14 protein-coding genes are annotated in these 13933 nt (G+C 71.0%); 2 read left to right on the top strand and 12 right to left on the bottom strand.

Going from position 1 to position 13933, the window contains the following annotated elements; translation table 11 throughout:
- Window positions 1-113: 113 nt before the first annotated feature.
- Together Q9G87_RS13240 and Q9G87_RS13245 are read right to left on the bottom strand one after the other, a co-directional pair.
- On the bottom strand, window positions 114-401 hold the full coding sequence (locus tag Q9G87_RS13240) for an acylphosphatase (protein WP_305916607.1): 288 nt from the start codon (window positions 399-401) through the stop codon (window positions 114-116).
- 18 nt (window positions 402-419) lie between these two features.
- Entirely contained in the window at window positions 420-1322 is a 903-nt protein-coding gene (locus tag Q9G87_RS13245) for a LysR family transcriptional regulator (protein ID WP_305916810.1), read from the bottom strand.
- A 91-nt stretch (window positions 1323-1413) separates the two neighbouring features.
- On the opposite strand from Q9G87_RS13245, the gene Q9G87_RS13250 reads away from it, so the two are divergent.
- The gene (locus Q9G87_RS13250; protein WP_305916608.1) at window positions 1414-2565 is read left to right on the top strand and encodes an MFS transporter; all 1152 of its coding nucleotides are present in this window, start codon (window positions 1414-1416) and stop codon (window positions 2563-2565) included.
- On the opposite strand, the gene mutM is transcribed toward Q9G87_RS13250, so the two are convergent.
- The 8 genes from mutM to Q9G87_RS13290 all read right to left on the bottom strand — a co-directional run bounded on the left by mutM (window position 2504) and on the right by Q9G87_RS13290 (window position 10584).
- On the bottom strand, window positions 2504-3358 hold the full coding sequence (mutM, locus tag Q9G87_RS13255) for a bifunctional DNA-formamidopyrimidine glycosylase/DNA-(apurinic or apyrimidinic site) lyase (RefSeq protein WP_305916609.1): 855 nt from the start codon (window positions 3356-3358) through the stop codon (window positions 2504-2506). The genes Q9G87_RS13250 and mutM overlap by 62 nt on opposite strands.
- Before the next feature lie 100 nt (window positions 3359-3458).
- Entirely contained in the window at window positions 3459-4178 is a 720-nt protein-coding gene (rnc, locus tag Q9G87_RS13260) for a ribonuclease III (protein WP_305916811.1), read from the bottom strand.
- Window positions 4179-4392: 214 nt separating this feature from the next.
- The gene (gene rpmF, locus Q9G87_RS13265) at window positions 4393-4572 is read right to left on the bottom strand and encodes a 50S ribosomal protein L32 (RefSeq protein ID WP_033409409.1); all 180 of its coding nucleotides are present in this window, start codon (window positions 4570-4572) and stop codon (window positions 4393-4395) included.
- 1 nt (window position 4573) lies between these two features.
- Window positions 4574-5125, bottom strand: a complete 552-nt coding sequence (locus Q9G87_RS13270) for a YceD family protein (RefSeq protein WP_305916610.1) — start codon at window positions 5123-5125, stop codon at window positions 4574-4576.
- A gap of 72 nt (window positions 5126-5197) precedes the next feature.
- Complete coding sequence (gene coaD / locus Q9G87_RS13275; protein WP_305916611.1) at window positions 5198-5674, bottom strand: pantetheine-phosphate adenylyltransferase; 477 nt, start codon at window positions 5672-5674, stop codon at window positions 5198-5200.
- A 14-nt stretch (window positions 5675-5688) separates the two neighbouring features.
- The gene (gene rsmD, locus Q9G87_RS13280; protein ID WP_305916612.1) at window positions 5689-6255 is read right to left on the bottom strand and encodes a 16S rRNA (guanine(966)-N(2))-methyltransferase RsmD; all 567 of its coding nucleotides are present in this window, start codon (window positions 6253-6255) and stop codon (window positions 5689-5691) included.
- A 542-nt stretch (window positions 6256-6797) separates the two neighbouring features.
- Window positions 6798-8990: an ATP-dependent DNA helicase RecG gene (recG, locus tag Q9G87_RS13285; RefSeq protein ID WP_305916613.1), complete on the bottom strand. Its 2193-nt coding sequence runs from the start codon at window positions 8988-8990 to the stop codon at window positions 6798-6800.
- A gap of 49 nt (window positions 8991-9039) precedes the next feature.
- Window positions 9040-10584: a DAK2 domain-containing protein gene (locus tag Q9G87_RS13290; protein ID WP_305916614.1), complete on the bottom strand. Its 1545-nt coding sequence runs from the start codon at window positions 10582-10584 to the stop codon at window positions 9040-9042.
- Between the two features lie 257 nt (window positions 10585-10841).
- On the opposite strand from Q9G87_RS13290, the gene rpmB reads away from it, so the two are divergent.
- A complete protein-coding gene (rpmB, locus tag Q9G87_RS13295; protein ID WP_049556934.1) occupies window positions 10842-11027 on the top strand; it encodes a 50S ribosomal protein L28 in 186 nt (61 codons plus the stop codon).
- A gap of 132 nt (window positions 11028-11159) precedes the next feature.
- On the opposite strand, the gene thiD is transcribed toward rpmB, so the two are convergent.
- Both thiD and Q9G87_RS13305 read right to left on the bottom strand, forming a co-directional pair.
- Complete coding sequence (gene thiD / locus Q9G87_RS13300; RefSeq protein ID WP_305916615.1) at window positions 11160-11945, bottom strand: bifunctional hydroxymethylpyrimidine kinase/phosphomethylpyrimidine kinase; 786 nt, start codon at window positions 11943-11945, stop codon at window positions 11160-11162.
- A 17-nt stretch (window positions 11946-11962) separates the two neighbouring features.
- Window positions 11963-13081 carry a hypothetical protein gene (locus Q9G87_RS13305; RefSeq protein ID WP_305916616.1) on the bottom strand — a complete coding sequence of 373 codons (1119 nt, stop codon included), beginning with the start codon at window positions 13079-13081 and terminating at the stop codon, window positions 11963-11965.
- Window positions 13082-13933: the final 852 nt, after the last annotated feature.

Below are 13933 nucleotides of genomic sequence, written 5' to 3' on the forward strand. Positions count from 1 at the left end.
AACAAGAGTCGCACCGGCAGTGTGGGCGGTCAAGTCGAACAAACCGCTGCGCCCTACTGATGGGCACTCCCGACATACAACTATACCCTATTTGGCCGGTTTATCGGAAGCCGCTACCGCTCCACAAAACCGCCCAAACTACCTCGGGGTTCGCTCCAGCGTTCTACTACTCCATCGACCCTGCCCGGCGTGTCGCAACCTCTGAGCAGCTCCAGCAGCTTGACGCAGCTCTCACGCGGCCCCTCCGCGACGACCTCCACCCGGCCGTCCTCGGTGTTACGCGCCCAGCCCGCCAGACCTAGCTCCAAGGCCTTGGCCCGGGTCCACCAGCGGAACCCCACACCCTGGACTCTCCCCCGTACCCACGCCGTCAGCCTGATGTTTTCCGAATTTTCCTGCATTTTTCCTCCCCTGAGGTCTCAGGCCACCAGAGCCTCCACCCCGAGCGCGTGCCCCGCCGCCGCCTCGTCGAACGCCCTGACCGCGGCCGTCTCCGCCGCCTTCACCCAAGCCAGCCCCAAGATCGACGGGGGCAGTCCGGTGACGGGGACGAAGCTTATGTCGGGACGCTCGTGGTGGGCCGCGGTGGGCGTGCAGAAGAGCATGCCGCCCCGGTCCAGCGCCACCTGGGTGAGGCCCTCCTGGGTGGTGGCGACCGCGCCGGCGCGGGGAATCGGACGTCCGGAAGGGGTCACGGAGGGCGCGACCCGCTCGCGCCACCAGCGCGGGGCCGGTCCCTCCACACCGATCAACGGCACGCAAGCCAGGTCCTCGGCGTCGATGCGCGCGCGGGCTGCCAGCGGATGGCGGGTGGAGAGGCCGAGCCGGTAGGAGACCCGGTTCAGCACCGCGCCCGTGGCCAGGTCGGGCTCGTCCACCGGCAGTAGCGTGAACGCGACGTCGACCTGCCCGGCGCGCAACTTACTGAAGGGGTCGGAGAGCGGGATCTCGACCAGCTCCGCCTCGCACTCCGGGTGGCGGCCCTCGAAGGCCCGTACGCTGCCCGTGACGGCGTCCGTGGGCGTGGCCAGGAAGCCGACCCGCAGCACGCCCGTCACCTCGCGGGCGGCCGCCTTGGCACGGCTCAGGGCGTTCGCCAGACCGTCGTAGGAGGGCCTCAGATCGGCCAGGAAACGCTCACCGAGGGGTGTCAGGTGGACACGCCGGCTGGTCCGGTCGAAGAGCCTGCCGCCGATCCTGGTCTCCAAGGAGCGCACGAGCTGGCTCACCCGGCCCGGCGACAGGTAGAGGCGTTCAGCCGTACGCGCGAAGTGCAGCTCCTCGCTGAGCACCACGAAGCACTCCAGCTCCCTGAAGTCCATCTTCACCTCCGGACGATCACTTAGCCTGCCTAAACCAAGCCTTCGGCCTTCGTCATTGTTCCCGTCGGGGCACGGCAGAAGGCTGGGGCGCATGACGACAACCCTTGTCTCCGCCCCTGTGCGGGCGCGCTGGCTCGCCGTGTCCTCGCTGGCGCTGGGCACCTTCACGCTCGTGACCAGCGAGATGCTGCCTGTCGGCCTGTTGACCTCGATCGCCGCCGACCTCGGCGTGTCCGCCGGCACGGCCGGGCTCACGATGTCGGCGCCCGGGCTGGTCGCCGCGGTCTCCGCCCCCGTGCTGGCGGTCGCCACCCGCCGGTTGGACCGCCGTACCGTGCTGCTCGGACTGATGGCGCTGCTGGCGGTGGCCAACCTGGCGGGCGCGCTGGCGCCGAGCTATCCGCTCATGCTGGCGGCCCGGGTGATCACCGGGGTGAGCATCGGCGGCTTCTGGGCGTTCGCGGCCGGGCTCGGGACGCGGCTGGCGCCGGAGCGGCACGTCGGGCGGGCCACGTCGATCATCCTGTCCGGGGTGTCTGTGGCGTCGGTGCTGGGAGTGCCTGCGGCGACGTTCGTCTCGTCGTTCGCGGGCTGGCGCACGGCGTTCGCGGCGATGGGCGTGCTCGCCCTGGCCCTGCTCGCGCTGCTGGCCGCGACGGTGCCGCCGTTGCCGGGCGAGGCACGCGGCGCCCGGGCCGGGCGGGTCTCCGGGCCGCTGAAGGTCGCCCTGGTCCTGACGGTCCTGATCGTGTCCGGCCACTTCGCGGCCTACACCTATGTCCGTCCGTTCCTGGAGGAGGTGGCGTACGCCGGTCCCGCGCTCGTGAGCACGGCGTTGCTGGTGTACGGGGCCGCGGGCGTGCTCGGCAACTTCGCCGCCGGTGCCCGGGCGGCCAGGAACCCCCAGCCGGTCCTGATCACGCTGGCCGCCCTCATGGCCCTGGCCACGGCGGCGCTGCCGCTGATCGGCCTGCCGCTGCCCGCGCTCGTGGTGTGGGGGCTCGGCTACGGCGGCGTGGGCGTCACCCTGCAGCTGTGGATCATGCGGGAGGGCGGCGGCGAGCTGGGCACGGCGCTGTTCGTCGCCGCTTTCAACGCCTCCATCGCGCTCGGCTCGTTCGCCGGCGGCCGGATCGTGGACGGTGTGTCGATCTCCGCGGTGATGGGAGTGGCAGCCGCGCTCAGCGTGCTGGCCGCGGCCGTCGCTGGCAGGTGGGGCAGGAGTAGGACGACCGGTTCATGAACGCCTCCCGCCTGATCGGGGTGCCGCAGCGGGAGCACGGCAGGTCGCGGCGGCCGTAGACCTCCAAGGAGCGGTCGAAGTAGCCGCTCTCGCCGTTGACGTTGACGTACAGGCTGTCGAACGACGTGCCGCCCTGGTGCAGGGCGGCGGCCATGACCGTGCGGACGGCGGCGAGCAGCTCGTGGATCTTGGGGCGGGTGAGCGTGTGCGTGGGGCGGGCCCAGTGCAGCTTGGCGATCCACAGTGCCTCGTCGGCGTAGATGTTGCCGACGCCGCTGATCAGCGACTGGTCGAGCAGCGCCCGTTTGATCTCGGTGTGCTTGGCCCTGAGCCTGCGGGTGAACTCGGCCTCGTCGAACGCCGGCTCGAACGGGTCGGGGGCGATGTGCGAGATCGGCTCGGGCACGCCGCCCACCAGGGAGGTGATCATGACGTGGCCGAACGTCCGCTGGTCGACGAAACGCAGGTCAGGGCCGCCGTCCTCGAAGCGGAGGCGTACCCTCAGGTGCTTCTCCGGCGGCGCGTCCTGGTCCACGACGAGCAGCTGGCCGCTCATCCCCAGGTGGGCCATGAGGGCCTCCTCCTCCCCGGACAGCGGCAACCACAGGTATTTGCCTCGGCGCTCGGCGGACACCGCCGCGCGGCCCTTGAGCCGCGCGGCGAACTCATCGGCCCCGGGCACGTGACGCCTGATGGCGCGAGGGTGGAACACCTCCGCCGCCGCGATCTCGCGGCCGGCGACCCACTGCGCGAGACCGCGCCTGACGACCTCGACCTCCGGCAACTCCGGCAACCCGCACCTCGCCTCTCTGATGCCCCGAACCGATCAGGACCCTCGAGGGTCCTGAGGGACGTCGCGCACCCGCCGCCGGGCCGTGTGACGGCTGATCGGCTCAGCCGGCCGGCTGGCTCTCCCGCTGCTCGCGCCGGGCCCTGATCCGGGTCCACGCCGCCTCGGCCGCCTGCTGCTCGGCCTCCTTCTTGCTACGCCCGGTGCCCGAGCCGTAGGACTCGCCGCCGACCCGCACCATGGCCGTGAACGACTTGGCGTGATCGGGGCCGCTCTCCTCGACGTGGTATTCGGGCACGCCGAGCGCCTCGGAGGCGGTCAGCTCCTGCAGCGAGGTCTTCCAGTCGAGCCCGGCGCCGAGCGAGGCCGAGCGCACGATCAGCGGATCGAACAGCACGTGCACGACCCGGAACGCCTCGGCCAGCCCCTTGTCGACGTAGATCGCGCCGATCAGGGCCTCCAGCGTGTCGGCCAGGATCGACGACTTGTCGCGGCCGCCCGTGCCCTCCTCGCCCCTGCCGAGCCGGAGGAACTTGCCCAGGCCCAGGTTGCGGGCCACATCCGCGAGAGCGCGCATGTTGACCACCGCCGCCCGCAGCTTCGCCAGCTGGCCCTCGGGCAGGTCGGGATGGTTGCGGTAGAGGGTGTCGGTGACGACCAGGCCCAGCACCGAGTCGCCCAGGAACTCCAGGCGCTCGTTGGTGGGCAGACCGCCGTTCTCGTACGCGTAGGAGCGGTGCGTCAGCGCCCGCTCGAGAATGTCGTGGTCGAGAGCGACCGACAGAACCCGCTCCAGCTCGTCTCTGGCGACCTCCACGGCCACCGGCTTAGGACCTGCGCCCACGTGCTTCCTCCTCGGACATCTTCACATGGCGCGACGACTGCGGAAGATGCCCGAAAACGTGGTGGGCGTCGGGGTAACGCGTAGCCCCGGCGTCCACCACGGCCGCGGGCGAGCCGCCGCCGTACGCATCTGAGACGGTAACGCCGACCGAGGCACAATGGCACCCGGTCGGCATCACGTCAACTGTTGCGGATCAGGCAGACGGCTCGATGACCTGACGACGGTTGTAGGTGCCGCAGGTGGGGCACGCGATGTGCGGCTGCTTCGGCGAACGGCACTGCGGGCAGCTCACCAGGGCGACGGCAGTCGTCTTCCACTGGGAGCGACGGGCGCGGGTGTTGCTCCGCGACATCTTTCGCTTCGGGACGGCCACGTCACTTCTCCTGATCGTTATCTTTGTCGGTAACCAGACCTTGCAACGACGCCCAGCGGGCGTCGATCTTCTCGTGCCGGTGATCGTCGCCGGCCTCGGCCAGCTTGATCCCACACTCCACGCAGAGCCCCTCGCAGTCCTCGCGGCACACCGGGCTCAGCGGCAGTGCGAGCACCACCGCGTCGCGGAACGTCGGCTCGAGGTCGAGCAGCTCACCGTCGAGCAGCGAGTCCTCCTCCGAGGCGTCCTCGTCGGAGTAGAAGAACAGCTCCTGCAGGTCCACCTCGATGTCCGAGGAGACCGGATCCAGGCAGCGCGCGCACTCCCCGGCGAGCGGGGCCTGCGCCGTGCCGGACACGAGCACGCCTTCCATCACTGCTTCGAGCCGGAGATCCAGCTCGACTTCGGCGTCCTTGGGGACACCGATCATGTCGACGCCGAGATCCGCCGGTGCCGGGAGGGTCAGAGTCATCTGCCGCATCGTGCCCGGCCGCTTTCCCAGGTCATGAGTGGAGATCACCCACGGGGAGCGGGGGTCGAGGTGCTGAGTCATCCTGCTCTCGCTAGGCGTGGCGAAAAGAATCGCCGTCGTACAAGGCCGAAATGAAAGGATAGCAGGTCGAAGTCAGCCCCTGAGCCGCTCGATGAGCAGCTTGTGAACGAGATCCGGGACCAGGCCCGAGACGTCCCCGCCATACCGGGCGATCTCCTTCACCCGGCTGGAGGACAGGAACGAGTATTCGGGGTTCGTGGGCATGAACAGCGTCTCCACCCCTGACAGACGGTAGTTGAGCTGGGCCATCTGCAGCTCGTAGTCGAAGTCGCTGACCACCCTGATGCCCTTGACGATGGCGGGGATGCCGTTCTGCTTGCAGAAGTCCACCAGCAGACCGTGGAACTTCCGAACCTTGACGTTGTCGAATTCCTTGGTCACGGTCTGCAGGATCTCGATGCGTTCATCGACCGTGAACAGGCTGCTCTTCTCGACGTTGATGAGCACGGCCACGGTCACCTCGTCATACAGGCGGGCCGAACGGCCGATGATGTCGAGGTGGCCATTGGTGATGGGGTCGAACGACCCCGGGCAGACTACGCGGCGCAAGACGCCTCCCAGGTCTACGGGTTCCCGGCGGCGCGACCGTACCAAACAGACGCTTCGCCATAGCGACGGACCCTCTCCTCAACGTACCCTTCGGGCCACACCAGGACCTTTCCCCTGCTTTCCCTCTCGAACGCCACCAACCCCTCCTCGACCAGCCAGCCGTTGTCACGCAACAGCTCCAGGACCGCGAGCACCTCGGCGTCGGAGACGGCGTAGGGCGGGTCGGCGAAGACGATGTCGTACGGGGCGTCCGGAGTCTTGGCCAGAACCCGCACCACCTTGTCGGCCACCACGTGGGCGCCATCGAGGCCCAGGGACTGGACGTTTGCCTTGATCGTCCTTATGGCCCTGGGGTCGGACTCGACCATCACGGCCTTAGCGGCTCCGCGTGACAGCGCCTCCAGGCCGATCGCGCCCGAGCCGGCGTAGAGGTCCATGACCCGGGCGTCGTGGAGTCCGTACAGTGAATCGAGCGTCAAAAAGATCCCTTCTCGCGCCCTGTCGCTGGTCGGTCTCGTCCCGCGCCCCGGCGGGACGGTCAACCGCCGCCCACCCGCGCTCCCCGCGATGATCCGAGTCATGTGCCCCATTCTTTCGCATGTTCACGCAGGTCAAGAGTGGACAAGTGTCTGCCTCAAGTGCGCAAGGGTGATTCACATTGGTGCGGCGGGCCCGCATGATGAGTCTGCGGCCTTCAAGGTGACCCACATGAAGGTCGACCGGCGTGATCGTGAGCCCTTCCGCACGCCGGTTCCCTCGGCACCTGACCCGAGGGTGGGCCCAGCCGGGGACGGCATTCGGGGGGAGGCCGTCCCCGCGGCTGGGGCGCTTTTTCTTTCTTCTTTTACGCGGTGTCGTGGTTCGCCACTCGCCTTACTTCGGCTGATGGCCCTCCAGGAAACGGCCTCTGATCCCTTCACCGGTGGCCCGCCGTTACGCGAGCCCATCTTGACCGGGCTCCGTGGTTCCCATCACAGCGCCGTACACGCTGCGCCGGACCCCGCCGCACCCTTCCTCGCCGCGACGGCGCCCAAAGACCCGCGCCCCCGCTGGGCCCGTCCCCCGGGCCCCACGCGCCCGGTCCTGCCCTCGCCGCCGCCCAATCCTGCGCCGTGCACGAGGGTCAGGTCTTCTCCAGGTACTCCGCTCGTTCGTCCTCCAGCAGCCGGTCGATCTCCGCCCTCAGCCCCTCGTGGGTCGTCAGGTCCGGGTCCGTGGCCAGAAGGGCGGCGGCCTCCTCGCGGGCCGTGGCGATGACGTCCTCGTCGCGCAGGAGCTGCAACAGCTTCAGTGACGAGCGCTTGCCCGACTGAGCCGCGCCCAGGACGTCGCCCTCACGTCGTTGTTCCAGGTCCACTCGGGACAACTCGAAGCCGTCCAGGGTGGCGGCCACCGCGTCCAGGCGGAGGCGGGCCGGGGTGCCCTCGGGGAAGTCGGAGACCAGGAGGCACAGGCCGGGCAGGCCGCCGCGGCCCACTCGGCCGCGCAGCTGGTGGAGCTGGGAGACGCCGAAGCGGTCGGCGTCCATGATGATCATGACGGAGGAGTTGGGCACGTCGACGCCCACCTCGATGACCGTCGTGGCGACCAGGACATCGAGCTCGCCGCGGGTGAAGGAGCGCATGATCGCGTCCTTCTCCTCCGGCGGCAGCTTGCCGTGCAGGGTGCCGACGCGCAGGTCGTGGAAAGGGCCCTGGGTGAGCAGCTCGGCCACGTCCAGGACGGCCAGCGGCGGGCGGCGCTCGTCCTCCCCCGAAGCGCCTCCTGACGCGACGACTCCCATGTCGCCCTCGTCGCCCTCCAGGTCGCCGATGCGCGGGCACACGATGTAGGCCTGCCGCCCCAGCGCCACCTCTTCACGGACCCGCTCCCAGGTGCGCTCCAGGTAGTGCGGCTTCTCCGCGGCCGGCACGACGTGCGTGGTGATGGGGGCGCGGCCCGACGGGAGCTGGGACAGCGTCGAGACCTCCAGGTCGCCGAAGACGGTCATGGCGACCGTGCGGGGGATCGGGGTGGCGGTCATGACCAGGACATGCGGGCGGCCGTCCCCCGCCTTCTCGCGCAACGCGTCGCGCTGCTCGACCCCGAAGCGGTGCTGCTCGTCGACCACGACCAGCCCAAGGTCGGCGAACTGCACGTGCTCCTGCAGCAGCGCGTGCGTGCCGACGACGATCCCGGCGGTGCCCGAGGCGGCGTCGAGCAGGGCGGAGCGCCGGGCGGCCGCGCCCATGGAGCCGGTCAGCAGCGTGACCGCCGTGCCGCCGAACATGCCGCCCTGCGCCAGGTCGCCCAGCATGGTCCTGATCGAGCGGTGGTGCTGCTGGGCGAGCACCTCCGTGGGGGCCAGGAGCGCGGCCTGCCCGCCCGCGTCGACCACCTGCAACATCGCGCGCAGCGCCACCACCGTCTTGCCCGCGCCGACCTCGCCCTGCAGCAGCCGGTGCATCGGGTGGTCGCGCGCGAGGTCGTCGGCGATCTCCTCGCCCACCTGCGCCTGCCCCTCCGTCAGCGAGAACGGCAGCCGCTCGTCGAACGCCGCCAGCAGCCCGTCGCCCCGCCTGGGCCGCGGCTTGGCGGGCCACGCGGTGGCCGCCTGGCGGCGTTGCAGCAGCACGGCCTGCAAGACGAACGCCTCGTCGAACTTCAGCCGTTTGCGTGCCCGCCCCACCTCGGCGAAGTCTTTCGGCCGGTGGATGGCCACCAGCGCGTCGGCCAGCGGCTGCAGGCTTTGGCGCACCCGCAGCTCGGCGGGCAGCGGGTCGTCCAGCGGGCCGAGCGTGTCGAGCACGATGCCGATCGCGCGCCTGATCGCCCACGGCGTCAGGTCCTTGCCGGCCGGGTAGATCGGCACCGGCGCCGCCGCGAACTCCTCCGCGCTCTCCTCGCTCTCCTCGAACAGCTCGAACTCCGGGTGCGCGAGCTGCCAGCGGGGCCTGCCCCGCGCCCCGAACAGCCCCACCTTGCCCGCGAACATGCCGCGCCGCCCCGGCTTCAGCCGTGACTCGGCCACATGAGAGCCCTTGCCGAAGAACGCCAGGTAGATCTTGTTGCCGTCGCCGTCGACGACCTCGACCTCCAGCCAGGTGCCGCCGCGGTTGCGCATGGGCTTGCGCATGAGCCTGGTCACCTCGCCGACCACGGTCACGTGCTCGTCCACCGCGAGCGCGTCCAGCGCGGTCAGCTCGCCGCGCTCGGCGTAGCGGCGCGGATAGTGGCGCAGCAGGTCACCGACCGTCTCCAGGCCGAGCACGCTGTGCAGCAGCTTGGCGGTCTTCGGGTCGAGCGCCTTCGTCAGAGGCTCGTCGAAACGGCTCACGGCATTAAGTTCTACCGCCTGCGGCCGACAGGAATCCCGTTCACGCGGTTTACTCCACACCGATCAACAGCGGGTAGCCGCCCTGCTCGCCGTCGTAGACCACTAAGTCCACGTCCGGTCGGGTACGTCGCAGGTGCTCCTCGACGCCGGCGGCCAGGCCCGCGGGCACCTCGGCACCCGTCACCAGCGTCACCAGCTCGCCACCGCCGGCCACCATCCTGTCCACGATCATCGTGGCCACCCGCTCCAGCGTGCCGCCGATCAGCGCCACGTCGCCCTCGATCATGCCCAGCACGTCGCCGGGACGGCACACCCCGGCGCTCGTGAAGGCCTCCCTGTCGGCCACCGTCACGTGCCCGTACCTGGTCTGGCTCGCCGCGTCGGTCATCGCCACCACGTCGTCGTCGAAGCGGCGCAGCGGATCGTGCACGGCCAGCGCGGCCAGCCCCTGCACGGTCGCCTTGGTGGGCAGCACGCTGACGGTGACGCCGTCCTCGCGGGCGATCTCGGCCGCCGCGGCGGCGACGGAGCCGACGCCGTCGTCGTTCGGCAGGACCGCGACCTCGCTGCCGGCCTGCCTGATGGCGGCCAGCAGGGCGGGGAGCGCGGGCCGGGCGCCGGGCGCGCGGCGTACCACGACGGCCCCGCACTCCTCGAACAACGCCGCGATCCCGTCTCCGGCGGCCACCGCCACCACACCCCTGCCGGCGCTGCCGCGATGAGTGCGCTCGGCCAGGTATGTGATCTTGATCCGGTGCGGCCGTCCCGCCCGCAGCCCGGCCTCGACGGCGGGACCCGCCTCGGCCACGTGGACGTGCACGTTCCACAGCCCTTCGCCGCCTATCACGACGAGCGAGTCGCCCATGGCGTCGAGTTCTTCGCGCAGCCGGGCCACCGCCCTGTCGTCGGCGTCCAGCAGGTACATCACCTCATAGCCCGCCCCGACCTCGGTCATCGGCGCCACCCGCGTGGTGGGCGGGGGCACGTCGTAGTGGTCGGCGTACGAGTCGGTGATCACTGCGGCCAGGGTCTCCAGCACGATCGCCGCGCCTGCGCCGCCCGCGTCCACGACACCGCTGCGGGCCAGCACGTCGAGCTGATCCGGAGTACGTCCGAGCGCCGCCCGCGCCTCGCCCGCCGCCTGCCGCGCCACCTCGTGCAGGTCCCCGTCCACATCCTGTACGGCCCGCGCGGCGGACTCCAGCACGCTCAGCACCGTGCCCTCGACCGGCCTGGCCACCGCCTCCCTGGCCAGCACGGAGGCCCTGAGCAGCCCGGCTCGCAGGTCGTGGCCGTCCTTCAGCACCTCGGCGAGACCGCGCAGCGCCTGGCTGACGATCACGCCGGAGTTGCCCCGGGCCCCGACCAAGGCGCCGTACGAGAGCGTCTGCCACACCACTGCCGCGTCCACGTCATCGGGCAGCGACTCGACGGCCTCGGCCGCGGACAACAGAGTCAGGTGCAGGTTGGTGCCGGTGTCGCCGTCGGCGACCGGGAACACGTTGAGGGCGTCGATCTCCGTCCTGGCCCGGCCCAGGGCGTCGGCCGCCAGGCGGGCCCAGCGGCGCACCGCGGGCGGGTCGAGGATCTTCATCTGCGTCCTCCGACTATGTCCCCGGCCGACCGCATCCCGGCTGGCCGGCCGGCCAGAATGCGCTACTGTTGTTGGAGGAGAATATCTCTGCGCAGGGACCAAGTGGAGCGTGCGTCAGCACTCGGTCCAGCGCTCCGGTTCGCGCCCAACGGTATGGATCGGATATTCTCGTCTGGCTAGCCGGTTGTCCCGGCATGCCCTCCGCCCGGAAAGCATCAGCGGACAGGGCTATATCGACTGTTTTAAGGAGCGATACCGTGGCTTCCGTCTGCGATGTCTGCCGCAAGGGCCCGACCTTCGGCAACAACGTGTCCCACTCGCACCGCCGCACCCGTCGTCGTTGGAACCCCAACATCCAGACGGTTCGCGCGGTCATCGGCGGCACGCCGAAGAAGCTGAACGTGTGCACCTCGTGCATCAAGGCGGGCAAGGTCACCCGCTAGTCCACACTTTCGCGCAAGCCCGTCGCTCCTGAGGGAGTTGCGGGCTTGCGCGTTTTCGTCCTCAGCCCGGACGCCCACAGCCCGGTCATGCTCAGCCCAGAGGCGCCCTCACCCGGGGGCGCCCCATGCGGGTCAGCGCCAGTGCCAGGCGTGGTCCACCGGGCCGATGCCGGCGCCCAGGGGGAATCCGTGGGCGATCGCACCGGTCACATACTCCTTCGCCTTCCCCACCGCCGCGGGCACGTCGTCGCCCAGCGCGAGCCGGGAGGCGATGGCCGAGGCCAGCGTGCAGCCCGTGCCATGGGTGTGGCGGTTGTCGAGGCGCTCGGCGGCGAAGCGGTATTCGCTCGTGCCGTCCGTGAGCAGGTCCACGGGCGCGCCGGGCAGGTGGCCGCCCTTGATCAGCGCCCACGTGGGCCCTAGCTCCAGTACGGCGTCCGCCGCCCGCCGGAGCCCGTCCTCGTCCTCGACCTTGACCGAGGTGAGCTGCTCCACCTCCCACAGGTTCGGCGTGGCCACGGTGGCCACAGGCAGCAGCCGGGTCCGCACCGTCTCGACGGCCTCGGGCGCCAGCAGGGGGTCGCCGTGCTTCGACACCCCGACGGGATCGACCACCACCGGCGCGGCATAGCCGCCCAGCACGTCCGCCACGAGCTCGACCAGCGCCGGAGAGGCCAGCATGCCGGTCTTGACCGCCTGGGCGCCGATGTCGCCGAGCACCGAGTCGAGCTGCGCCCGCACGGCTTCGGGCGGCAGCTCCCAGTAGCCCTGGACACCGAGCGAGTTCTGCGCGGTCACGGCCGCGATGACGCTCATGCCGTGGACGCCCATGGCCAGCATGGTCTTCAGATCGGCCTGGATGCCCGCGCCGCCCCCTGAGTCGGAGCCGGCGACGGTCAGCACGCGTGGAGGGGTCATGTCCCCCATCCAACCATTCAGCTGACCGCGCACTCCCCGCCCACCATGCCGCAGGCCTGGGCCTCCTGGCCGCGCCCTGTGGCGGTGAACGAGACCTTGGCCGAGTCACCCACCGCCAGCGACCCCGACAGGTCCAGGATCAGCAGGTCGCCGTCCTGCGTCCACTCGGCGCCGCTCACGCTCAGCACCTGGCCCTCGACGGGCACGGAGACCGTGGGGTTGTCCAGCTTCTCCTGTGAGGTGTTCGAGAGCGTCATGTCGGCTCTGTAGGTGGTCAGGCGCTGGCTGATCGTCTGCTTGACGTTCAGCGCGCCTGCGCTTCCGCCGGAGTTGAGCGTCCCCGCATCGGCAGTGGGCTGCGGCGTGGCGCTGACGGTCGCCGTGCCGCCCTCGTCCAGCGCCGACGGGTCCTCACTAGGCGAAACGGTCACGCCGCCCTCAGCGGGCGCCTCCGACGACTGTGTCGGCGTGGGCGTGGGTGTGGTGGTTTTCTTCACCCTGGTCTTGGTCGGCGTCGGCTTGGCCGAGGTGGTGCGCCGCGGCGTGCGGGGGGCGTACGAGGCCGTCGGCGTCGGGGTCTCGGAGGGCGCGGTCTCCTCCTCGACCGGCTCCTCCTCGGGCTCGGTCTCGGTCTCCTCCGGGGCGGGGTCGGAGACCGCGGGGCCCGGTTGGCCGCTCGTGGTCTGTGCGGCCGCACATGTGGCGCCCTCGCACTTGGCGGGGGCGCCGGAGGAGCTCATGAGCTTGACGCCGGCCACGGTGCCGCCGAGCACGACGGCCACGGCCGCCACCGACAGCAGCGCCACCCGGCCCTTGCCGGGTCCGGAGGCGGGGGCGAGCACCTCGTCGTCGCCACGGCCACCACCACGACCGCCCTTGCGGCGGCCGCGGCGGCCCTTGTGCTCGTCCGGCTCGTACGGGCCGGAGTCAGCCGACCAGCCGGAGCCCAGGAACCCGGTCTCGGTCTCCGCCCAGGCCGGGGCCTGCACGGCCGTCGGCTCGCCGGCCACCTTGATGTCGCCCGGCTCGGGCGGATCGCCGACCACGGCCCCGAAGCCCGGAGTCTGATCGAACCTGGCCGTACGATCCGCGGGCCCGCCAAAGGCGCCATTGCGGCCGTCAGGTCCATCGAACACGCCGTCGCCACCATCCGGCCCGCCGAAGGGACCGTTGCCACCATCCGGCCCGCCGAAGGGACGGTCGCCGCTATCCGGCCCGCCGAAAGGACCGATGCCACCATCGCTGCCGCCGAAGGGACCGTTGTTGCCACCGTCCCTGCCGTCAAAGGGGCCATTGTGACCACTATGGCCACGTGGGCCGTCGAAGAAATCGTTGCGGCGGTCCGGGCCGTCGAAGGGACCTGGGCTGCCGAAGGGTCCCTGGCCGCCGAAGGGGCCGGTCCCGCCCCCGGGCGTGTTGAAAGCGCCCGGTCGATCCGCCGGGCCGTCGAAGGCCCCTGGACGTCCGGGGCCCGGCGCGCCGAAGCCGCCAGGGCCATCGCCTGGCCTGGGCCCGTGGGGCCCGCCGGGGCGATCGACGGCGCCCGGGCGGTCGAAGGCTCCGGTAGCGGGACCGTCGAAGACGTCAGGGCCGTGGGGGGCGTTGAAACCGCCGACCGGCCCCGCGCCACCGGCGCCGCCCGCCGGCCCTGGAGTGCCGAAAGACCCTGCCGGCCCTGGAGTGCCGAAAGACCCTGCCGGCCCTGGAGTGCCGAAAGAGCCTGCCAGCCCTGGACTGGGGAAAGGGCCTGGAACGTTTGAAGGGCTGGGACCACCCGGGAAGCTCGACTCGTTCGGGGCGCCTGGGCCGCGGCGGTCGGGAGGCGAGTCCCACTCCGGCGGGCGGGTGAACGCGCCCGTCGTCTCGAAAGGCCCGGCCTGCTCGTCATACGGGCTCGGCGGCTGCGCGAAGGCGCCGGTGGTCTCGAACGGCTCAGGCTGCGCCCCGCGCGTCGGCGGCTCGCCTTCTCTCCGCGGCATCGGGGCCCA

Source organism: Nonomuraea turcica, from assembly GCF_030718205.1.
GTDB lineage: Bacteria > Actinomycetota > Actinomycetes > Streptosporangiales > Streptosporangiaceae > Nonomuraea.